This is a genomic window from Streptomyces sp. CB03234 (assembly GCF_001905885.1).
GTDB lineage: Bacteria > Actinomycetota > Actinomycetes > Streptomycetales > Streptomycetaceae > Streptomyces.
The window spans coordinates 722,260-742,894 of record NZ_LIYH01000005.1; the positions used below are offsets into that span (position 1 = coordinate 722,260).

At 69.2% G+C, this 20,635-nt stretch carries 18 protein-coding genes, 1 tRNA gene and 2 pseudogenes; 13 read left to right on the plus strand and 8 right to left on the minus strand.

Going from position 1 to position 20,635, the window contains the following annotated elements; genetic code table 11:
* Positions 1–61 precede the first annotated feature (61 nt).
* The 4 genes and pseudogenes from AMK26_RS36390 (at position 62) to AMK26_RS24715 (ending at position 3,321) form a co-directional block, all read left to right on the plus strand.
* A pseudogene (locus AMK26_RS36390) lies at positions 62–319 on the plus strand (helix-turn-helix domain-containing protein).
* Positions 320–365: 46 nt separating this feature from the next.
* Positions 366–740 carry a helix-turn-helix domain-containing protein gene (locus AMK26_RS24705; RefSeq protein WP_198944150.1) on the plus strand — a complete coding sequence of 125 codons (375 nt, stop codon included), beginning with the start codon at positions 366–368 and terminating at the stop codon, positions 738–740.
* Positions 741–791: 51 nt separating this feature from the next.
* Positions 792–2,321 (plus strand): LacI family DNA-binding transcriptional regulator, encoded by a 1,530-nt coding sequence (locus tag AMK26_RS24710; protein WP_073756889.1) that lies wholly within the window; start codon positions 792–794, stop codon positions 2,319–2,321.
* A gap of 157 nt (positions 2,322–2,478) precedes the next feature.
* On the plus strand, positions 2,479–3,321 hold the full coding sequence (locus AMK26_RS24715; protein ID WP_073756890.1) for a PE-PGRS family protein: 843 nt from the start codon (positions 2,479–2,481) through the stop codon (positions 3,319–3,321).
* On the opposite strand, the gene AMK26_RS24720 is transcribed toward AMK26_RS24715, so the two are convergent.
* The 4 genes from AMK26_RS24720 to AMK26_RS24735 form a co-directional block, all read right to left on the minus strand.
* Positions 3,251–4,897: a PE-PGRS family protein gene (locus AMK26_RS24720; RefSeq protein WP_073756891.1), complete on the minus strand. Its 1,647-nt coding sequence runs from the start codon at positions 4,895–4,897 to the stop codon at positions 3,251–3,253. The two genes, AMK26_RS24715 and AMK26_RS24720, sit on opposite strands and share 71 nt — an antisense overlap.
* Positions 4,898–5,122: 225 nt before the next feature.
* Positions 5,123–5,196 (minus strand) — tRNA-Pro (locus tag AMK26_RS24725).
* Between the two features lie 28 nt (positions 5,197–5,224).
* Entirely contained in the window at positions 5,225–5,950 is a 726-nt protein-coding gene (locus tag AMK26_RS24730) for a Pr6Pr family membrane protein (protein ID WP_107421034.1), read from the minus strand.
* Between the two features lie 23 nt (positions 5,951–5,973).
* Positions 5,974–6,912, minus strand: a complete 939-nt coding sequence (locus tag AMK26_RS24735) for a metallophosphoesterase (RefSeq protein ID WP_073756892.1) — start codon at positions 6,910–6,912, stop codon at positions 5,974–5,976.
* Between the two features lie 78 nt (positions 6,913–6,990).
* On the opposite strand from AMK26_RS24735, the gene AMK26_RS24740 reads away from it, so the two are divergent.
* A complete protein-coding gene (locus AMK26_RS24740) occupies positions 6,991–7,455 on the plus strand; it encodes a GatB/YqeY domain-containing protein (protein ID WP_073756893.1) in 465 nt (154 codons plus the stop codon).
* Positions 7,456–7,676: 221 nt separating this feature from the next.
* Here AMK26_RS24740 and AMK26_RS24745 read toward each other — a convergent pair whose 3' ends face one another.
* Positions 7,677–9,938: a transglycosylase domain-containing protein gene (locus AMK26_RS24745; RefSeq protein WP_073756894.1), complete on the minus strand. Its 2,262-nt coding sequence runs from the start codon at positions 9,936–9,938 to the stop codon at positions 7,677–7,679.
* 564 nt (positions 9,939–10,502) lie between these two features.
* On the opposite strand from AMK26_RS24745, the gene AMK26_RS24755 reads away from it, so the two are divergent.
* Positions 10,503–10,847, plus strand: a complete 345-nt coding sequence (locus AMK26_RS24755; RefSeq protein WP_058940833.1) for a WhiB family transcriptional regulator — start codon at positions 10,503–10,505, stop codon at positions 10,845–10,847.
* An 87-nt stretch (positions 10,848–10,934) separates the two neighbouring features.
* On the opposite strand, the gene AMK26_RS24760 is transcribed toward AMK26_RS24755, so the two are convergent.
* The gene (locus tag AMK26_RS24760; protein ID WP_073756896.1) at positions 10,935–12,230 is read right to left on the minus strand and encodes an ArsA family ATPase; all 1,296 of its coding nucleotides are present in this window, start codon (positions 12,228–12,230) and stop codon (positions 10,935–10,937) included.
* Positions 12,227–13,201 (minus strand): ArsA family ATPase, encoded by a 975-nt coding sequence (locus AMK26_RS24765; RefSeq protein ID WP_073756897.1) that lies wholly within the window; start codon positions 13,199–13,201, stop codon positions 12,227–12,229. The genes AMK26_RS24760 and AMK26_RS24765 overlap by 4 nt, the downstream gene beginning before the upstream one ends.
* 140 nt (positions 13,202–13,341) lie before the next feature.
* Between AMK26_RS24765 and AMK26_RS36395 the strand changes: the two genes are divergently transcribed.
* From AMK26_RS36395 to AMK26_RS24790, 5 genes are all read left to right on the plus strand, one after another.
* The gene (locus AMK26_RS36395) at positions 13,342–13,500 is read left to right on the plus strand and encodes a DUF4177 domain-containing protein (protein WP_019992579.1); all 159 of its coding nucleotides are present in this window, start codon (positions 13,342–13,344) and stop codon (positions 13,498–13,500) included.
* Complete coding sequence (locus AMK26_RS24775; protein ID WP_073756898.1) at positions 13,497–13,967, plus strand: RidA family protein; 471 nt, start codon at positions 13,497–13,499, stop codon at positions 13,965–13,967. Before AMK26_RS36395 ends, AMK26_RS24775 begins: the two co-directional genes overlap by 4 nt.
* A 105-nt stretch (positions 13,968–14,072) precedes the next feature.
* Entirely contained in the window at positions 14,073–14,933 is an 861-nt protein-coding gene (locus AMK26_RS24780; protein WP_073756899.1) for an NUDIX hydrolase, read from the plus strand.
* Complete coding sequence (locus AMK26_RS24785) at positions 14,930–15,760, plus strand: MBL fold metallo-hydrolase (protein WP_073756900.1); 831 nt, start codon at positions 14,930–14,932, stop codon at positions 15,758–15,760. The genes AMK26_RS24780 and AMK26_RS24785 overlap by 4 nt, the downstream gene beginning before the upstream one ends.
* A 149-nt stretch (positions 15,761–15,909) precedes the next feature.
* Entirely contained in the window at positions 15,910–16,794 is an 885-nt protein-coding gene (locus tag AMK26_RS24790) for a prohibitin family protein (RefSeq protein WP_073756901.1), read from the plus strand.
* A gap of 72 nt (positions 16,795–16,866) precedes the next feature.
* Here the strand turns inward: AMK26_RS24790 and AMK26_RS24795 are convergent, their stop codons facing one another.
* Positions 16,867–17,541: a Crp/Fnr family transcriptional regulator gene (locus AMK26_RS24795; protein ID WP_073756902.1), complete on the minus strand. Its 675-nt coding sequence runs from the start codon at positions 17,539–17,541 to the stop codon at positions 16,867–16,869.
* Positions 17,542–17,724: 183 nt separating this feature from the next.
* Between AMK26_RS24795 and AMK26_RS24800 the strand changes: the two are divergent.
* Positions 17,725–18,375: pseudogene (locus tag AMK26_RS24800) on the plus strand (endonuclease III domain-containing protein); the annotation flags it as partial.
* Between the two features lie 93 nt (positions 18,376–18,468).
* Complete coding sequence (locus AMK26_RS24805) at positions 18,469–20,253, plus strand: recombinase family protein (protein WP_079277786.1); 1,785 nt, start codon at positions 18,469–18,471, stop codon at positions 20,251–20,253.
* Positions 20,254–20,635 lie beyond the last annotated feature (382 nt).

Here is a 20,635-nt window from a genome sequence, read left to right on the forward strand (position 1 = left end):
CGCAACATAGCCGACGATCGCCGGTTAACCAAACCGGCGAATGCACGCTACAACTGGAGCCATGGCAGCACGATCTCTGGAAATAGGGCCCGCAGGAATGCTGGCGGCTCGCATCATCGAAATCCTCCGCACGGAGCGCGGCCTTGGGCAGCGCCAACTCGCCGCGTGATGTTCCGCATTGGGCCGTCCTATGTCCAACACGATGCTGTCCCGCATCGAACTCGCCAAGCGGCGATGCGATATTGACGACCTCGTCGCCATCGCCGAAGCCCTGCAGGTATCGCCCCTCGCCCTCCTCCAGGGCCCGGGCGCCACCTGAGCCGCTCACGCATCCGTCCTCGCCCTCGCGACCAGGAGCCGCCCCCTTGCACCGACCCACGCCCATCCCCCACAGGCCGTCCGACGCCCCTCCACCCCGCCTCTACCGTCCCGAGGAGATCGCCGACACCCTCGGCTGCTCGGCCTGGTGGGTCAAGGACCGCGCGCGACGGCGTCTGATCCCGCACACCCGGGTCGGCCGCGCCTACCGCTTCACCGCCGAGCACCTCGCCGAGATCATCCGTCTCTACGAGGAGCGGCCGGCCCAGCCCGCGCAGACACCCGCACGGGCGACCGAGCCGCTCTCTGGGCCCGGTACGCAGACCGGCTCCGCGCCACGTCGCCGCCCTGCCGTGGCGCCGGCGACTCGCCTGCGGGCCCGCCCGCCGCGTCGACAGCAGCAGTACAGCACTGTCGCGTGACCCGATCGAACCTGCCGTAGCCGAGGACAACCAAGAGGGGGACAGCGGAACTTGGGTTTCGCGGAGAAGCGCGGAAACTACTGGCGCGGCAGGTACAAGGTCGCGCCCGGCAAGCACAACACGGTCGTCGACGAGAACGGCAAGGCGATCAGGTTCGCCACCAAGGGCGAGGCCCAACGGGCAGCGGCCGAGGCCGAGAACAAGTACCGTCGCGGCGACTGGCGCGACCCGGCGCTCGGCCAGGAGACCTTCGGCGAGTACGCGAACCGCTGGTACGAGGCCCAGGACCTGGCGGCCTCGACCATGCAGAACTACAAGCGCCACATCGAGGGGCACCTGCTCCCCGAGTTCGAGGACAAGGCGCTCGCCGGCATCCTGCGCACGGACGTCGACCTGTGGGAGAAGAAGGAGAAGGCCCTCTACGCGGCCTCCAGCGTAAAGACCTGGCGCTCGACGCTCCACCTGATCTTCGAGGACGCGATCGACGAGGGCCTGATCACGTCCAACCCGGCCGCTCGGCGGCGCGGACGGGGTAAGCGCGCCGGCCGCTCCCGAGACCGTGGTCCGGAGAAGGTGGTCACCGATGCGCTCGGCATCCTGCTGACCGCCGAGCGCGCCGCCCTGCTCTCCGGCCGTGACGACGAGTTCGTCGCCGTGGTTCTCAAGGGGTACACCGGCATGCGATGGGGCGAGATCGTCGGTCTGGAGACCGCGTTCGTCCGCCCTGGAGCCGTCCGGGTCGAGTGGCAGCTGTACGAGCTCGACACGGGGGAGCTGGTGCGCTGCCCGCCGAAGGACGACAGCTACCGCACCATCGACTCGATGGACTGGCTGTCGGCGCTGGTCGCCAACCACATCGCCCGCACGAAGCCCAAGCCGTGCCCCTGCCACGGCAAGACCTACGTCTTCCGAGGACAGGGCGCGGCCCGCACAGGCGGCCACCAAGGCGCGAAGCTCGTCGACGTCGCCCGCCGTGCCGGCGTCTCGACCGGCACGGTGTCCAACGTGCTCAACCACCCCGAACGCGTCACCGAGGCCACGCGAGAGAAGGTCGAGCAGGCCATTGCGGACCTCCGGTTCGTCCGGGGCGGCGTCGTACCGGAGCATGCCGCCCACTGGCGCAGGAACGGTTTCGCAACCTGGCTGTTCACGCCGGCGGTCTCCGGCTGGTACCCGAAGAAGGCACCACAGGAGCCACGGCCGGTGCCCCTACTCGGCGAGCCGTGGCCCGGCGTCCCGGCCCGAGGGCGAGGTGCCAGCGAACGAGCCGACGCCTGCTGGCTCCCGATAGCCAAGGGACTCACGCCCCACGGCCTCCGCCACACCCACCGGACGATGATGGAGGACCTGGGAACCGAGAAGGTGCTCATGGACGAACGCATGGGCCACATCGACGGCTCGGTCTCGGCGCGCTACGCCCACGTCACCCCAGGTATGCGCAAGCGCCTCATGCTGGGGCTGACCGAGCAGTGGGAGGCAGCGCTCGACGCACGTTTGGCCATGAGTGCCACGTCACCAGTGCGTGTGCTGAGTGATCTCCTGCGGGCACGCGAGGTGTCACGGGTGCCCGTCAAGTTGTAGCAATAAAAGTGCTGTGCCCTCCGGTGACCACTCCCGGAGGGCACAGCCATGTCCGTGATGCCTCCGCGAGGCCGCGTCAACTCCGCGCGGCCGTCTCACTCCAGCAGTTACGACGATTGCCCAGTAGCGGGGCCAACGGACCTGGCTCAATAGGTACATGGAGATTGGCGAGCACTGGGCATACCGCGCGAGGCCGAAGGAGCTGGGCAGCCCTGTCAGGCAGGTGGAGATCGTCCGGGTGGGCGGTCGTGGCAGGTCTGGCTGGATCCACGTCCGGTTCCTGGAAGGGGATGATGCCGGCCTGCAGGAATGGGTCAGCCCCGGCTGCCTCGTAGCACCGTGGCCAGACGTCGACGCGTTCCGCGCGGATGACGAGGCAGAGCTCAGACTGACCGAAGCGTCACGCCACGTACGAGGCAGCACGGAGTTCGAGGCCGCGCGCCTGATCCTCGGGTTCGTCCGGCCGAAGAACAGGCTGCGCCTCCGCCGAGGGGTGGCGGACGCGGGAGTTCTGGAACTGAGCCGACTCGACGAGACGGCGCCGCTCATCGGCATGGACGCCACCGCGCTCCGCAGTGACCCGATGGTGCACGAGGACAGCGCCGGCACGTGCCTGGCCGGCTGGCCGGTCACCGAACGCGGCGCCCGTCAGGTGGCGGGCCGCCTCGCCGACGAGATCCTCCCGGAGGTGGACCGCAAGCAGCAGGACATCGAGCAGGAGCGCGCACAGCCCTCCTGGTACTCCTACCGTCGTCGGGACGACCGCAAGTTGGATGCGGAGGCGGCCGTCCTGCGGACCGTCCGGGTGTGGTGCGGCGAGGACAAGGCTGAGCGCTACGACGAGCTGGTCGCACTGCGCGAAGAGGTCATCCGGCTCGGCCAGCTGGTGGAGAAGGCGGTCAAGGCCCTACGCGACCGTGGGCACGGCGTCATCGCCTCCACCATTGAGCGCGACCTTGGCGTCCATATCGCCAGCCTTGATCCTGACGTGCGTCGATAGAGCCGCGCCACGGCTCAGGGGTCGGCTTCGGCGGCTCGGGCCGTGCCGCAGGCTGCTCCCTCTCCGGCCGGTGCGGGTTCCAGCCGCCGAGAAAGGGCCGTAGCTGATCTCCCGTCGGCTCCGCGTGGAAGTCGAGAACGGCCAGGCCCCTGCCGTTCATGGTGGGGTCCAGCCGGTCGGCCTCCGCCTTCCCCCAAGCCGACCACTCCCGCAGCCTCTCGGCTTCGACGGCGTCGTCCGATGTGGCGGCGGCTTCGTCCAGAGCGACGCAGAACACCCGGATCTCTCCAGCCACCTTCCACTGCTCCAGGGCTGTGCCGAAGTGCTCCGCACGTAGGGCGTGAACGGCCTTGATCGAGGCGGCACTGACGGCTGACTCCCACTCCCGCCTCTCGCGCTCCTCCCGCTCCGCCTCCAGACGCCGACGCTCCGCCTCCTGCCGCTCCCGCTCCTCTCGCAGGCGCCGCTGCTCCGCCTCCCGTTCCAGCCGAGCCCGCTCCTGCTCCTCCGCGCGCGCCTTCAGCGCCCGGAACACCGAACCGACCTGCTCCTCCAACGGCTTCTTGGCGGTGTCGGCCCATTCCTTCTTCCAGCCGTAGCCGTAGCCATGGCCGTAGCCCGAGTGCTCACTGATCAGCATTTCCAGCTCGCCGGACGGCTCGAACCTGTGCGCTGGCGTCACCCGCTGCCAGCCGTACGTACGACGGCCCGGCTGCTTGGGCACGTACCGGATCTGCTTCTGCCGCTCGCGGAAGCCGACCTCGTACGTCCTGCCGTGAACGGTGAGCAGGGGCCTGGGCTGCTTGCGCTTCTTGGACACCGTGATCTCGCCGTGGCGGGCGAGTGCCTGCTCGGCGAGGAGCCGCAGGAGCGAGAGGACTCGCGGCAGAACCTCCTCCGAGATCTCGAAGGCGCTGTGGTCCGCAGTGACAGCGGCGATCACGTCCTCGACATCGCTGATCACCCGGCTGCGCGCCAGCCGGATCCGATTCCACTCGGTGTCGTCCTCCCCGGACACTCTGAGCAGACCGAGGAAGAAGTCCCCCTTGGCCCGGCCGCTGTACTTCAGGTGGTACCCCTCGGGCGCACACTGCCGGGCCGCGTCGAAGGCCCTGCGGTAGCGGGCTCGCTCCTGGTCGCTGGGGTTCGGGATCCGGAGGAACCGCCCAGCCTGCTGTACTTCCGCGATCAAGGCGGCCCCGATTTCCGCCGACGACGCCTGCGGGGGTTTGGCGGCGCGTTGCGGCGCCGGCTTCGTCGTGGACGGAGCTGTTTCTCGCTTCTGCGGAGGAGGGGCCGGTCGTGTCCGTTGCTCGGAACCCGCCGACCGCTGCTTGCGCGGTGCTGGTTCCGGCCGGTCCGGGTGATGGCCGTGTTCCAGGTAGAAGCGCCCCGCGTCAGTGATCTCCGCCTGCCACTTCCCATCCTGCTTGGGCATGGTGATCAGACGCCGCTCCTTGAGCGCGCGGGCGGTGAGAGCGAACTCTGGGCTGTCCGACGTGACGGGGTCGGCTCCGTCCCCGATGCGGGTGAGGAGTGCGAGCTGCCGGTCATTTAACGGAGACCATCGGTGCATGGCGATCGTCGTATCGCCTGTGATCGGCCTCGCACAACCGTAGGGATGACCCTTTCCCGGCGTGAGCGGCAAAGAGCGGGCTGGACGGCGGACGGCCGCTCGCTGGGAGCCGCCGGGAGCCGGTTTCTGGAAGTTGGCTCCCAAACGGCTCCCAAAACGGGGCCACAAAGCAAATCAGGCCCGGTGCTGATCTCTCAGCACCGGGCCTGACCTGGTACTTCCCTGTCGGGGTGGCGGGATTTGAACCCACGACCTCTTCGTCCCGAACGAAGCGCGCTGCCAAGCTGCGCTACACCCCGATGTCACCGTGTGTCCCGGCGACGTCGTTTACTTTAGCCCACCGGCGCCCGGAGACGAAATCCGGTTTTCGCGGCCTCGCAGGTAGGGCCTGACCCGGTCCAGGCCGACCACGGCCAGGGCCAGGGCGTAGAAGAGCAGGCCCAGCACCACGGCGTCCTTCAGTACGCCGGCGTAGCCGTGGGTGGGGACGTCCAGGAAGGGGTACGGGTAGCGGGCCGGGGTGCCGGGGGAGAGGAGGGCGCCGCGGATGAGGGCGAAGATCAGGTACGCCAGGGGGTAGAGCAGCCACAGAGCGGCGTCGCGGAGGCGCAGGCCGCCGGGGCGGGTGAGGAGCAGCCAGTCCAGCAGGGTGGCGAGCGGGGTCACGGTGTGCAGGAGCTGGTTGGCGACCTCGTGGGGGCCGGCCGGGGAGCCGGTCATGGAGAACGCGGCGGCGTCGTCGGCCAGGATCAGGTGGTAGACGAGGCCCGTGATGGAGATCAGGAGCAGCGCGCCGGCCGTGACCCGCGGCGGCAGCGGCGGGCGGGCCGACCAGGCGCGGTGGGCCGACAGGGCGAGGACGGCCGCGAGCAGCAGGTTGCTCTGGATCGTGAAGTAGCTGAGCGCCCGGCCCGGATTGCCCAGGACCATGTCGATGACGATCCCCGTGACCGCCGCCAGCGCGATCAGGGCGCGGAAGGCGGCGGCGTACGGCCGGCGGACCGGAGGGACGACCGCAGATGCGGGCACATGCGTCGAAAAGGGCGCAGTCATCCCTCCACGGTAGAGGAGGGTGATCAGTCCCGTGGGGTGAGGGTGAGGAGCGTGGCTTCCGGCGGGCAGGCGAAGCGGACGGGGGTGTAGCGGTTGGTGCCGCAGCCCGCCGAGACGTGGAGGTACGCGGTGTTGCCGCCGGCGCGGTGGGTGGACAGGCCCTTGACGCGGTCGGTGTCCAGGTCGCAGTTGGTGACCAGCGCCCCGTAGAAGGGGATGCACAGCTGTCCGCCGTGCGTGTGGCCCGCCAGGATCAGCGGGTAGCCGTCGGCCGTGAAGGCGTCGAGGGAGCGCAGGTACGGGGCGTGCACGATGGCCAGGGACAGGTCGGCGTCCGGCTCCGGGCCGCCGGCGACCTGCTCGTACCGGTCGCGCTTGATGTGCGGGTCGTCCAGGCCGGTGAACGCGATCTCCAGGCCGTCCAGCTTCAGCCGGCCGCGCGTGTTGCTGAGGTTCAGCCAGCCCGCCGTGTCGAAGGTGTCGCGGATCTCCTCCCACGGGTTGTGCACGGCTCCGACGGCCGGCGCGTTGCCGTTCAGGCCGTGCCGTCCCTGGGCCTTCTCGATCAGGTAGCGGGCCGGGTTGCGGAGCTTGGGGCCGTAGTAGTCGTTGGAGCCGAAGACGTACACGCCGGGGAAGTCCATCAGCGGGCCGAGCGCGTCGAGGACCTCCGGTACGCCGTCCGGGTCGGAGAGGTTGTCACCGGTGTTGACCACGAAGTCCGGCCGCAGCCCGGCCAGCGACTGGAGCCACGCCCGCTTCTTGCGCTGACCGCTCACCATGTGGATGTCCGAGACCTGAAGCACCCGCAAGGGCCGTGTCCCCCGCGGCAGTACGGGCACGGTGATCCGGCGCAGCCGGAAGGAACGGGCCTCGAACCCGGCGGCGTAGGCCAGGCCGGCCGCGCCGACCGCTGCGATTCCTGCGGTGACTTTCAGGGGAACTCCGTATCGCGCGCGCATGCGTCCATCGTCCCAGAACGGCGAGGGCGCGAAAAATGCGCGGGCGTACGGGGCGTCGCACCTGCCACACTTGTCCGCATGACCACGCTCAAGTCCAAGCTGAAGGAAGACCTCACCGAGGCGATCAGGGCGCGCGACGAGCTGCGCTCCTCGACCCTCCGGCTGACCCTCGCCGCCATCACCAAGGAGGAGGTCGCGGGCAAGCAGGCGCGCGAGCTCTCCGACGACGAGGTCCAGAAGGTGATCGCCAAGGAGGCGAAGAAGCGCCGCGAGGCGGCCGAGGCCTTCGAGCAGGGCGGCCGGGCCGAGCAGGCCGAGCGTGAGAAGGCCGAGGGCGTCATCCTCGACGCGTACCTGCCGCAGCAGCTCGGCGACGACGAGCTGAAGCAGATCGTGGCCCAGGCGGTCGAGGAGGCCAAGGCGGCCGGCGCCGAGGGCCCGCGAGCCATGGGCGCCGTGATGAAGATCGTGAACCCGAAGGTCGCCGGCCGCGCGGAAGGCGGTCGCGTCGCCGCCGTGGTCAAGCAACTCCTGGCCGGCTGAGGGCCTGCGGAGGACTGCCGAGGCCCCGAGGCGGGCGCGGGCCCCGGCGGGGTCGCGGCCGGGGTCGGGCTTCGTTGGCGGGCGCCCCGGTCCAGGGAGCCGGCGCGCGGGCCGGCGGCGGCTGTTCCGGGGCGCGCTCTGGGGGCGCTGTCCGTCGCCTGACGCCCACGTACGAGAAAGGGGCGCCCCACCGGAGATCCGGTGGGGCGCCCCTTCCTGTCTCAGCGCCAGCCGCCGCCGTTGCCCTGGCCGCGCTGGTTGCCGCCGCCGATCATGTCCGGCGGGATGGTGATCCCGTCCCACGGGTTGTCACCGCCCCCACCGGGCTTGTTGTCGTCCCCGTCGCCGTCGTCGCCGCCCGTGCCGCCCCCCGGCTTGTTGTCGCCGGGCTTCACCTTGCCCTTGCCGTTCTTCGGGGTGTCGGGGATGTGGACGTCGACGAAGTCCGGCGCCTCGTGGCCGTCCAGGGCGCCCGTCATGGCGTCCTTCCAGATGGGGCCCGGCACCTTTCCGCCGAAGACCTTGTCGTGGTACTGGCCGCCGATGGTGATGTACTGCATCTCCACGTCCTGGCTCGGCGAGCCGACCCACACGGCGCCCGACAGGTTCGGGGTGTAGCCCACGAACCAGGCGTTCTTGCGGCCGTCCGTCGTACCGGTCTTGCCGGCGTTGTCGCGGCTGCTGAGGCCCGCCGACTGGCCCGTACCGGAGTCGATCACACCGCGCAGCAGGTTGTTGATGGTGTCGGCCGTCCGCTCCGACATCGCCTTGGTGCAGTTGGTCTTCGGGACGGCCAGGCTCTTGCCGTCCGCCGTCTTGATGGACTCGATGGCGGTCGGCGTGCAGTACGTGCCGCGGTTGGCGAACGTCGCGTACGCGTTGGCCATGGTCAGCGGCGAGATGCCGGTGGAGCCGAGCGTGAGCGGTGACGGCTCCTCGGGCAGCTTCGTGCCGTTGCCCTGCACCACGCCCAGCTTGTCCGTCATCTCGACGACCGGGCACAGGCCGATGTCCTCGATCATCTGCACGAAGTACGTGTTGACCGACATGGCCATCGCGTCCTTGAGCGCGTACGGGCCGACCTCGGACTCGTTCTCGTTCTCCAGCCGCTGCTTGCCACCGTAGTTCTTCCACGGCTTGCCGCTGCACGTGGAGATGGAGCTCGGGTACGGCATCTCGAACGGCGCCGAATACACCTGCGTCGGCGGCTTGCCCTGCTCGACGGCGGCGGCCGCCACGAAGGGCTTGAACGTCGAACCGACCGGGAAGCCGTAGTTCGACCCGCCCATGCCCTTGTCGACCGAGTAGTTGATCTGGGTCTCGTTCTTCCCGAAGCCGTACGGCCGGGACTGGCCCATGGCCAGGATCTTGCCCGTGCCGGGCTGAACCATCGTCACGGCCGTGGCGACCTTGTCGGTCTGGTAGACGTGGTCCTTGATCGACTCCTGGGTCGACTTCTGCGCCTGCGGGTCGAGCGTGGTCTTGATCGTCAGGCCGCCGCGGTTCCAGATCTTGTTGCGCTCCTCGCGGTCCTTCCCGAAGACCGGGTCGGAGAGGAAGACCTCGCGTACGTAGTCGCAGAAGAAGCCCGCCCCGTCCACGGCGGTAATGCAGCCGTTCTTCGGCTTGCTGACCTTCAGCTGGATCGGGGTGGCCTTCGCGCGCTCCGCCTCCGCCTCGCTGATGTCGCCGACGGCCGCCATACGCGACAGGACGACGTTGCGGCGCTTGGTGGCCTCCTCCACGTCGTTCACGGGGTCGTAGCGGCTCGGCGACTGGACGATCCCGGCCAGCATCGCCGCCTCCTCCAGGTTCAGGTCCTTGGCGGCCTTGGAGAAGTACCGCTGGGACGCGGCCTCGATGCCGTACGCCTGCTGACCGAAGAAGGTGATGTTGAGGTAGTTCTCGAGGATCTTCTTCTTCCCGAGCTCCTCCTCGACCTGGATCGCGTACTTCAGCTCCTGGATCTTGCGGCCGAGGGTCTGCTGGGTGGCCTCGGCGACCTTGTCGGGGTCGTCGCCGGCCTCCTCCACGAAGACGTTCTTCACATACTGCTGGGTAAGCGTCGAGGCGCCCTGCGCGACCCCGCCCGACTGGGCGTTGCGGTTGAGCGCGCGCAGTACGCCCTTGAGGTCGATGGCGCCGTGCTCGTAGAAGCGCGAGTCCTCGATTGCGACGATCGCCTTCTGCATGTACGGGGAGATGTCCTTGAGGTCCACGACCGTGCGGTCACGGGAGTAGACCGTGGCGATCTGGCCGCCCTGCGAGTCCAGGATCGTGGTGCGCTGGCTCAGCGGGGGCCGCTTGAGATTGGCCGGGATCTCGTCGAACCCCTGGACCGTGCCCTTCGCCGCGAGCCCCAGCGCTCCCGCGGCGGGCAGGGCGATGCCCGCCAGTACGGCTCCGGCGAGCACGCTGACACCGACGAACTTGGCGGCCTGCTGGGCTCCGGTCAGGCCACCGCCCGAGCGCTTCTTTGGCATGGGGGAAGCCTAATCCGTCGGTGGTGGCGTTCTGAGGGAGCGGGTGCCTTACGGGATGTTCGCGTACGAGGTTGTGACATGTGGGGCTCCTGGTGGGGGCGCCTGGTGCGGCCTGTGGGGCTCCTGCGGGGCTCCTGCGGGGCTCCTGTGGGGCTCCTGTGGGGGCTCCCTTACTCGTTTTCCGGACACGTGGGCAGGCGTTGGCCTAAGCTGGTCACACCTGTCACAGCAGTTGCACCTCCGTATGACCCCCCGTATGACCCCTCGGCATGACCCTCCGTGATCCCGAGCCGCGCCGGGCCATGTCCGTTTCCGCCTCATGCGTCAGCACCCGCCCTTTGTGGCGCATCTGAAGTGCCCTGCTCTACGGCGTTCATTACATATGTCTATCGCTCACTCCCCTGGGTGATCTGCCGCGTACGCATAGTCCGTTCGGACCATTCAAGATTGGGCCCGAAGGGGGTGTTGCGCTGTGCCCACCTTCCGTAACGTCCTCAACTGGTGGCGGTGAATATGCCGCTGCCGCCGTGGGGGAGCCTCGATTCGGGAGAGGACGGCGCCGGTATGGGCTGGGTAGCTGACTGGAGTGCGCAGGCCGCCTGCCGCACAACCGATCCGGATGAACTGTTCGTACAAGGAGCGGCGCAGAACAGGGCCAAGGCGGTGTGCACCGGGTGCCCGGTGCGGACCGAGTGCCTGGCCGACGCGCTGGACAACCGCGTCGAGTTCGGCGTGTGGGGCGGTATGACGGAACGTGAGCGCCGCGCACTGCTGCGGCGGCGGCCGACCGTCACCTCCTGGCGCCGGCTGCTGGAGACCGCGCGTACGGAGTACGAGCGCAGCGCGGGCATCCTGCCCGTCGCGCTGGACGACGACGAGACGTACGAGACGTACGCGGCAGTGGGGTAGCACTGGGGGAGCAGTGGAGTAGCGGTACGACAGGTTCGGGCTGGGCCGAGCCGGGCCGCCGGACCGGTCCTGGACGCCGCCGTACGGTCAGCGGTGCCCTGCCGCGAGACGGTCACCGATGGCGCGGAGGCCCGCCAGATCGTGTACGTCACCGGGAAGCGCGGGCACTTCGGTCACCGCCACCTCGGGGTGGAGCGCGGTGAACCGGTCGCGCGTGCGCTGTTCCCGCGCGAGCACCTGCATCCGTTCGGCATGCAGGCGCAGCAGACCCGCGGTCAGTTCCGCGACGGCGGGCGGCGTGGCGGTGGTGACTGTGGTGACGGTGCCATCGGCAGCGGTGGAAGCGCCGGAGCGTCGTGCTGCTGTGGTTCCGGGGGCCTCGGGCGCGGGAGAGGTCGCCTCGGGGCCACGAACACCAGTCTTCCCGGCCCCCTGATCCACAATGCGGCCCTCTTCAAGATTTTCCGCCGCGGCCAGCGCCCGCTCGGCGGACAGCCGGCCGGCCCCGCTGCCGTGCACCCGGTTGAGCACCAGCCCGGCCAGCGGCATCCGCTCCGCCGCCAGCCGCTCCACGAAGTACGCCGCCTCCCGCAACGCGTCCCGCTCCGGCGCGGCCACCACCAGGAAGGCCGTTCCGGGAGCCTGAAGGAGCCGGTAGGTCGCGTCCGCCCGCGTACGGAAGCCGCCGAACATGGTGTCCATCGCGGCCACGAAGGTCTGTACGTCGCGCAATAGCTGACCCCCCAGCAGCTTGCCCAGGGTGCCCGTCATCATCGACATGCCGACGTTCAGGAACTTCATCCCCGCCCGGCCGCCCACCTTCGCCGGCGCCATCAGCAGCTTGATGAACTTCCCGTCCAGGAACGACCCCAGCCGTTTCGGCGCGTCCAGGAAGTCCAGCGCGGAACGGGACGGAGGGGTGTCGACCACGATCAGGTCCCACTCCTCGCGCGCCCGCAGCTGGCCCAGCTTCTCCATCGCCATGTACTCCTGCGTGCCCGCGAAACCGGCCGACAGGGACTGGTAGAAGGGGTTGCCCAGGATGGCGCCGGCCCGCGCGGGATCGGCGTGCGCCTCGACGATCTCGTCGAAGGTGCGTTTCATGTCGAGCATCATCGCGTGCAGTTCGCCGTCGCCCTTGATGCCGTCGACCCGGCGCGGAACGTTGTCCAGCTGGTCGATGCCCATCGACTGGGCGAGCCGGCGGGCCGGGTCGATGGTCAGGACGACCACCTTGCGGCCGCGCTCCGCCGCCCGTACGCCCAGGGCGGCGGCCGTCGTCGTCTTGCCGACACCGCCCGCGCCGCAGCAGACGATGATGCGCGTCGCCGGGTCGTCGAGCAGTGGGTCGACCTCCAGGCCGGGAGCCCCGTCGAGAGTCATGCGCCCACCCCGAGCTTCCTCAGTTCCTTGGCCAGCCGGTAGAGACCGGCGATGTCCGCCCCTTCCCCGAGGAAGGGCAGTTCGTACGTCGGCACCTGAAGCTTCGCCAGCGCCTCCCGCTGCTCCCGCTCCAGCTCCACCCTCTGCGCGTGCTCGGCGGCCTGGTCCAGGAGCGGGCCGACCAGCCGGTCCGAGCCGCTGATGCCCGCCGCGGCCAGCGCCTTGGCGATGCCCTTGCGGTGGTCGCCCGCCGCCGCCCGTACCGCGTCCTCGTCCAGGACGTGCGGGCGGACCATGTTCACGACGACGCTGCCCACCGGCAGGTCGGCCTCGCGCAGCTCGGCGATGCCGTCGGCGGTCTCCTGGACCGGCATCTCCTCCAGGAGCGTCACCAGGTGGACGGCCGTCTCCGGGGACTTCAGCACCCGCATCACGGCCTGGGCCTGATTGTGTATCGGACCGATCTTCGCGAGACCGGCAACCTCGTCGTTGACGTTCAGGAAGCGGGTGATGCGGCCGGTGGGAGGGGCGTCCATGACGACGTAGTCGTACACGAAACCCCCCTGTTTGCCCCCCTCCTTCTCCCGTCTGCGTACCGCCTCGCACGCCTTGCCCGTCAGCAGCACGTCCCGTACGCCCGGCGCGACGGTGGTCGCGAAGTCGATGGCGCCGAGCTTCTTGAGCGCGCGGCCCGCCGAGCCGAGCTTGTAGAACATCTGGAGGTAGTCGAGGAGCGCGCGTTCGGCGTCGATGGCCAGCGCGTACACCTCCCCGCCGCCCGGCGCGACGGCGATCTTCCGCTCCTCGTAAGGAAGCGCCTCCGTCTCGAAGAGCTGTGCGATGCCCTGCCTGCCTTCGACCTCCACGAGGAGAGTCCGCTTGCCCTCGGTCGCGAGGGCGAGCGCGAGGGCGGCGGCGACCGTCGTCTTACCGGTACCGCCCTTGCCGCTGACGACCTGGAGCCTGCTCACGTATTCGAGCCTAACCAGTCGTGCCATGGGCCAGTCGCCCCCGGGTCGGATTGGGCGGGTCATGGCCCCGCCCGCCGACCGGTCCCCCCAGGGGGCGCCTGAGCGGGAGGCTGTCTTCGGCAGCGGCTACAGTCGGCTCCATGACCAAGTGGGAATACGCGACCGTGCCCCTTCTCGTGCACGCGACCAAGCAGATTCTGGACACCTGGGGCGAGGACGGCTGGGAGCTCGTCCAGGTCGTCCCCGGGCCGAACAACCCCGAGCAGCTCGTGGCCTACCTGAAGCGGGAGAAGCCGTGACGGGCCGTGTGGAGGCGACCCTCGCCGAACTCGGCCTGACCCTCCCCGACGTGGTGCCGCCGCTGGCGTCGTACCAGCCGGCGGTCCAGTCGGGCGTGTACGTGTACACGGCGGGTCAGCTCCCGATGGTGGACGGCAAGCTTCCGGTCACCGGCAAGGTGGGCGGCGAGGTCACCCCGGAGGAGGCCAAGAAGCTCGCGCGGATCTGCGCGCTCAACGCGCTGGCCGCCGTGAAGTCGGTCGCCGGGGACCTGGACCGTATCGCGCGGGTCGTGAAGGTCGTCGGGTTCGTCGCCTCCGCGGCGGACTTCACCGGGCAGCCGGGCGTCCTCAACGGCGCCAGTGAGCTGCTGGGCGAGGTGTTGGGCGACAAGGGCGTGCACGCGCGCAGCGCGGTGGGCGTCGCGGTGCTGCCGCTGGACGCGCCGGTCGAGGTGGAGATCCAGGTGGAGCTGGTCCAGGACTGAGCGTCGACGTCCTCCTCTACGGTCCCGTGCCCGGGTGGGTGCGGGGCCGTTGCCGTACCCACCTTTCCTCTCGAACATCTCGGCGGATGCGCATAGCATCCGGCCATGCCCAATGGTCAGTGGTACCCACCGGAGTGGCCCGACCGCATCCGCGCGCTCGCCGGCGGCACGCTCACGGCGGTGACGCCGAAGCGGGCCGCGACCGTGCTGCTCCTGCGCGAGGGCGTGGAGGTGCACATGCTGCGCCGGCGCACCTCCATGGCCTTCGCCGGTGGCGCGTACGCCTATCCGGGTGGCGGCGTCGACCCACGCGACGAGCACCCGGTGCGGTGGGCGGGGCCGTCACCGGCCGAGTGGGCGGCCCGGCTCGGGGTCGCGGAGCCGGCCGAGGCGCAGGCCATCGTGTGCGCGGCGGTGCGCGAGACGTACGAGGAGTCCGGCGTCCTGCTCGCCGGGCCGACCGCCGGCTCGGTCGTCGCCGACACGCGGGGCGACGACTGGGAGGCGGACCGGGCGGCCCTGGTGGCCCGGGAGCTGGCGTTCGCGGACTTCCTGGACCGGCGGGGCCTGGTGCTCCGTTCCGACCTGCTGGGCGCCTGGGCGCGCTGGATCACCCCGGAGTTCGAGCCGCGCCGCTACGACACGTGGTTCTTCGTGGCCGCCCTCCCCGCGGGACAGCGCGCTTCCAACGCCTCGACGGAGGCGGACCGCACGGTCTGGATCCGCCCGGCGGACGCGGCGGCGGGATACGACCGGGGCGAGCTGCTGATGATGCCGCCGACGATCGCCACGCTGAGGGCCCTGGAGCGCTACGGGACGCCCCAGGAGGCTTTGGAGGGGGCCAGGGAGCAGGACCTCACTCCCGTACTGGCACAGGCGCGTCTGGAGGGCGACCAGGTGGTGCTGAGCTGGCCGGGGCACGAGGAGTTCACGAAGAGGGTCGGCGCGGGAGGCGGGGACGTATGACCGACGCCGCCGCGCTCCCCGGACAGCCGCGCGGAGCCGTCGTCTCCGGCCCCGCGACGGAACGTGCCGTCAACGTCCTCGCGCCCAACCCGTCCGCGATGACCCTGGACGGCACGAACACCTGGATCCTCTCCGAACCGGACTCGCCGCTCGCCGTCGTGGTCGACCCGGGCCCCCTGGACGAGACCCACCTGCGGTGGGTCGTCGACACCGCCGAACGGCTCGGCAAGCGCGTCGCGCTCACCCTCCTCACGCACGGGCACCCGGACCACGCCGAGGGCGCGGGACGGTTCGCCGAGCTGACCGGCACGCCCGTGCGTGCCCTGGACCCGGCGCTGCGGCTCGGCGACGAGGGCCTGGCGGCCGGGAAGGCGGTCGAGGTCGGGGGCCTGGAGCTGCGCGTCGTCCCGACGCCGGGGCACACCGCCGACTCGCTCAGCTTCCACCTGCCGGCCGACGGGGCGGTGCTCACGGGCGACACCATCCTGGGGCGCGGTACGACGATGGTGGCGCACCCGGACGGGCGGCTCGGCGACTACCTGGACTCGCTGCGGCGGCTGCGCTCGCTGACGGTCGACGACGGCGTCCACACGGTGCTGCCGGGTCACGGCCCGGTCCTGGAGGACGCCCAGGGGGCGGTGGAGTACTACCTGGCCCACCGCGCCACCCGGCTCGCCCAGGTCGAGACGGCCGTCGAGAACGGCTACCGGACGGCGGCGGAGGTCGTCGCGCACGTGTACGCGGACGTGGACCGGTCCCTGTGGCCGGCGGCCGAGCTGTCGGTGCGGGCCCAGCTGGAGTACCTGACGGAGCACGGCTTGATCTGAGGGGCGGGCGGCTTGGGGCGCATTGGGGCGCCTGGTGGGTCCAGGGGGGCCTTGGGGCGGGCCAGGCGCTGGAGCTTCGGCCGGGAGCGGCGGCGGCCCATGCTTTACGCTCCGCTTACTTCTCTGCTCCGTCCCTGGGGGGATCCACCGTGTTCGTCCTGTCCATCCTGTTGCTCATAGCCGCCGCGGTGCTGTTCTTCGTCGCGCGCGGCAGCGATCGCCGGGGCCTCAAGCTCGGCTCGGCCGGTGCGCTGATCGCCGGCCTGTTCGCCGCCGTCACCAGCTGCCTGCACGTGATCAGCGCGTACGAGGTCGGCGTCCCCGTCACCTTCGGCAAGGTCGGCGCGCCCATGACGTCCGGCATGAACGTCACGTCGCCGTTCACCAACGTCACCACCTTCTCCACGCGCCCGGTCGACCTGAACCTCTCCGACAAGGACGTCGTCGAGGTCCGCTCCTCGCAGGGCGGCGTGATGTACGTGGAGGTCACGGTGAAGTGGGCGGTGACGCCGGCCAAGGCGGTCGAGCTGTACAAGCTGGCCGGCAGCGAGGAGGCCATCCAGCAGCGGCTGGTCTTCCCCGACAGCCGGGAGATCATCCGTAACGTCTTCGCCCGCCACACGAGCGAGGAGGGTTACGCCACCGCCCGCGAGCAGATCAACACCGAGATCGGCGATCTGATCAAGGAGCGCCTGGCCCCGCGCGGTATCGACGTGACGACCGTGAACCTGCGCAACGTGAAGCCGTCGGACCAGCTCCAGAACCAGATCGACCGCAAGATCCAGCAGCAGCAGGCCACCGAGCGGGCGACCGAGGCCGCGCGTACGGCGAAGGCGGAGGCCGAGCGCCGCCGGATCGAGGCCGAGGGCATCGCCCGGGCCAACAAGATCCTCAACGCCTCGCTGACCGACAAGGTCCTGCTGAACCAGTGCATCGACGCCTACAAGGAGGCGGCCGCGAAGAACCCGGTGTACGCCGTGCCGTGCGGCGGCGGCAGCGGGAACCCGCTGATCGTGGACGGCACGAAGAACTGACGTACGCGTACGGCGAAGGGCCGCCCCGCTGCTCCGGGGGCGGCCCTTCGCCGTACGCGTACGCGGTGCGTGCTAGCGCGAGCGCTTGGCGAGCCGCTCGACGTCCAGCAGGATCACGGCGCGCGCCTCCAGGCGCAGCCAGCCGCGTCCGGCGAAGTCGGCGAGCGCCTTGTTGACCGTCTCGCGGGAGGCGCCGACGAGCTGGGCCAGCTCCTCCTGGGTCAGGTCGTGCACGACGTGGATGCCCTCCTCCGACTGCACGCCGAAGCGGCGCGACAGGTCGAGGAGCGCACGGGCGACACGGCCCGGCACGTCGGAGAAGACCAGGTCGGACATCTGGTCGTTGGTCTTGCGCAGGCGGCGGGCGACCGCGCGCAGCAGGGCCGTGGCGACCTCGGGGCGGGCGTTCAGCCAGGGCTGGAGGTCGCTGTGGCCGAGGCCGAGCAGCTTGACCTCGGTCAGGGCGGTCGCGGTGGCGGTGCGGGGCCCCGGGTCGAAGAGGGACAGCTCGCCGATCAGCTCGCCGGGGCCGAGGACGGCGAGCATGTTCTCGCGCCCGTCGGGGGACGTGCGGTGGAGCTTCACCTTGCCCTCGGTGACCACGTAGAGCCGGTCGCCCGGGTCGCCCTCGTGGAAGAGCGCGTCGCCACGGGCGAGCGTCACTTCACTCATCGAGGCGCGGAGCTCCGCGGCCTGCTCGTCATCGAGCGCCGCGAAGAGCGGGGCGCGCCGCAGAACGTCGTCCACGAGTTCTCTCCTATGTCGACCTGCTCAGGGACGTTGGGTCCCATGATGCCGGACGGTAAAACAGTGCGATCAATCACAACAAGTTTGACGCACTGGTAAGCGTGTCCGTACGGCAGGGCCCCGATTGGGTCGTGATCGGCCATGGCCGGGGCGGATGTCAGTGGTGGCGCTTAGGCTGGCCGGGTGTCCAATTCGCCGGTGAGAGCGCAGGCCGAGGGGGCCGGGAGAGTGTCAGGGGAACAGAATTCCGCTGTGGGCGAACAAGTGTCGCCCGCGCCGAAGAAAGCCGCGAAAGCGGGCAAAAAGGTGAAGGGCGCCGAGTCGGTCAAGCCGGTAAAGGCGGCGAAGTCGGTAAAGGCGGCCAAGCCGGTAAAGGCGGCCGAGATCGGCGACCGGGCGAAGGAGAAGGCGCCGAGGCCGTGGAAGCCGGAATCGCGTCTGGCGATGGTGCGCCGCGCCCGCAAGATCAACCGTGAGCTGGCCGAGGTCTATCCGTACGCCCATCCCGAGCTCGACTTCCGCAACCCCTTCGAGCTGCTCGTCGCGACCGTCCTGTCGGCCCAGACGACCGACCTGCGGGTCAACCAGACGACACCCGCGCTGTTCGCGAAGTACCCGACGCCGGAGGACATGGCGGCGGCGGTTCCGGAGGATCTGGAGGAGATCATCCGGCCGACCGGCTTCTTCCGCGCCAAGGCCAAGTCGCTGCTGGGTCTGTCCGCGGCCCTGCGAGACAACTTCGGGGGACGGGTCCCGGGCCGCCTGGAGGACCTGGTGACCCTGCCGGGCGTGGGCCGCAAGACGGCGAACGTGGTGCTGGGCAACGCCTTCGGGTTCGTCGCTTAGGTACCACGGTCAGCATTCCACTCGCTCACCAGGGGCTAGAGGCGGACCCGTGGGGGTCCCTACGACCCCTAGGAGCGAGGCGTGGTCACTGCCACCCCCGACATGCCGGGAACCTTCCTGGCAGCCCCGACGATCGAAGCTGTTGCCGTCGGCTACGTACGGCAGTCTTCTGCCAAGACCAACAAGACTGAGGCATCCCCCCTCACCCAGCGCGCGGCGAACGAAGGTCGGGCCGCTGAGCTGAACGCCCGGTTCGTGCGCCACTTCGAAGACATCGGCATTTCGGGTTGGGACCCTGACGCGGAACGGCCCGGCTTTGAGGACATGCTCAAGGCTGCCCGCGCTGGTGCCTTCAACATGCTGGTTGTCTATGACGTCAGCCGATTCTCTCGCCGCGAAATCGAAGACGCTGCCCCGATTGTTCTGGAGCTTCACAGGCTCGGGATCACGATTGTCAGCGTCACAGAAGGCGTGTTTGCCCCGCGCGACACAATGGCGCTGATTTACCTGATCATGCGGCTTGATGCCGTCAACAAGGAATCAGCGGTCAAGTCCAAGAAGGTCCGTGATGTAAAGGCAGCACAGCGGGCCAAGGGTTCATGGCTCGGAGGACAGACCCCCTACGGCTTTGACGCTGAGTCGTACGTAGAGGGAAAACTCACCCTCATGCGGCTTGTTCACAACAAAGCCGAGACCGCGAATCTGCGCCGAATCGTCGCGCTCATCTTCAAGCACATGAACGACCCTGTCACCAGGAAGCCGGGCCAGCGAAACCCCGGAACTCTGTCAGCGCTGTGCGACGACATGACAGCCAAGAGAGTTCCCACGCGCGGACAGCGAAAGGGCAAGGACCGAAAAGACTCCGCATGGGCAGTCAAGACCCTCAAGTGGATTCTGCTCAACCCCATCATTGCGGGTATGCGCGCTGAGCCGATTTACAAGATTCGGGAGAACGGCACGCGGACTAGCACGCTCCTTGGCTTCCGGATCATCCGGGATGAGGACGGCCGACCGGAAATGGCCTGTGAGCCGATCATTCCCCCGGCACAGTGGTTCGTACTCCGTGACTGGCTTCTGAGTAGGGGGCAGGGTGAGGGGGTTGCCCGGGGTACCTCTCTTCTCAGCGGGCTTCGGAACGCTGAACGAAAGGCCATTCTCACTTGCCAGTGCGGAAGGCCGGACAAGGCACAGAACAGTGGAGCAAAGCCGGTTTACGTCTGCACCAGGGGCACGAATGTCCCAACGAAGCCGGGGGAGCACGAAGCCAAGAACAGCGTCATGCAGAGTCATCTTGATGACTACGTGGCCCGGCGCATCTTCGCTGTCATTCAAGACGCGACTAGCAGCGACCCGAGCGAAGAAACCATGGAACTGGTGACTGAGGCGGCGCGCGTGTTCTCGCTGTCACAGGAGCGCCCTGAAACGACCGCAGAGCGAACCGAAGTAGTGGCGGAAAGGGCCGATGCGCAAAACGCACTTTCGGACCTGTACGACGACCTAGACGCCGGTCTCTACTCCGGCACTATCGGACGGGATCGATTCAAGGGCAAGAAGGCTCGCATTGAGGCCCGAATCAATGCAGCCGAAACCCGGCTAGGGGAACTGGCAGACCCGGAAAGCATTGAGCTTCCGTTGGCCGGTTGGCTGGATTCGGACAACGGTGACCCGTTGGGTGAGGGGTCATGGTGGGAGTCGGCTGACATTGCCGACAAGCGCAAGTTCGTAGAACTGTTCGTGCACAAGATCACGGTCAACCCCACGAAGAATTCGCATGGGGGACGCGTGAGGGGCGGGTACGACGTGGCGAGTCGGATTGAGCTGGAATTTGTCCGGCCGAAGCGCGAAGAGGTCACGGAAGCCGCGTAGTTCGTTGGCACCAGCCCGGCCGGATCTTGGCGGATAGACCGGGCTGGTGTCCCTCTCAAAGGGAAGGCACCAGGATATGACACGCGCAGAGTTCGAAGCGCAGTGCGAGGCAGAAGAGGCAGCGTTCTTGCGAGAGTTGGAGTGGCGGCACATCACGCGTCAACTCGAAGCCCTGTACGGCGCTGTGAGGGCCGGGAACGGCACTGAGCACATCCGGCAGCGCATACGGCGGCTGGAAGCCTTGCAGGCAGCGCTACAGGGCTTCCCGGAGGCTCTTGCCGCGTAGCACCACCAGGCCCCGTCAGGCAGCAATGCCCGGCGGGGCTTTCTGCTGTCCTGTGAGCCTCGCTGAGGGGCTTTCAGGGCTTCGGACTGCCCGGCT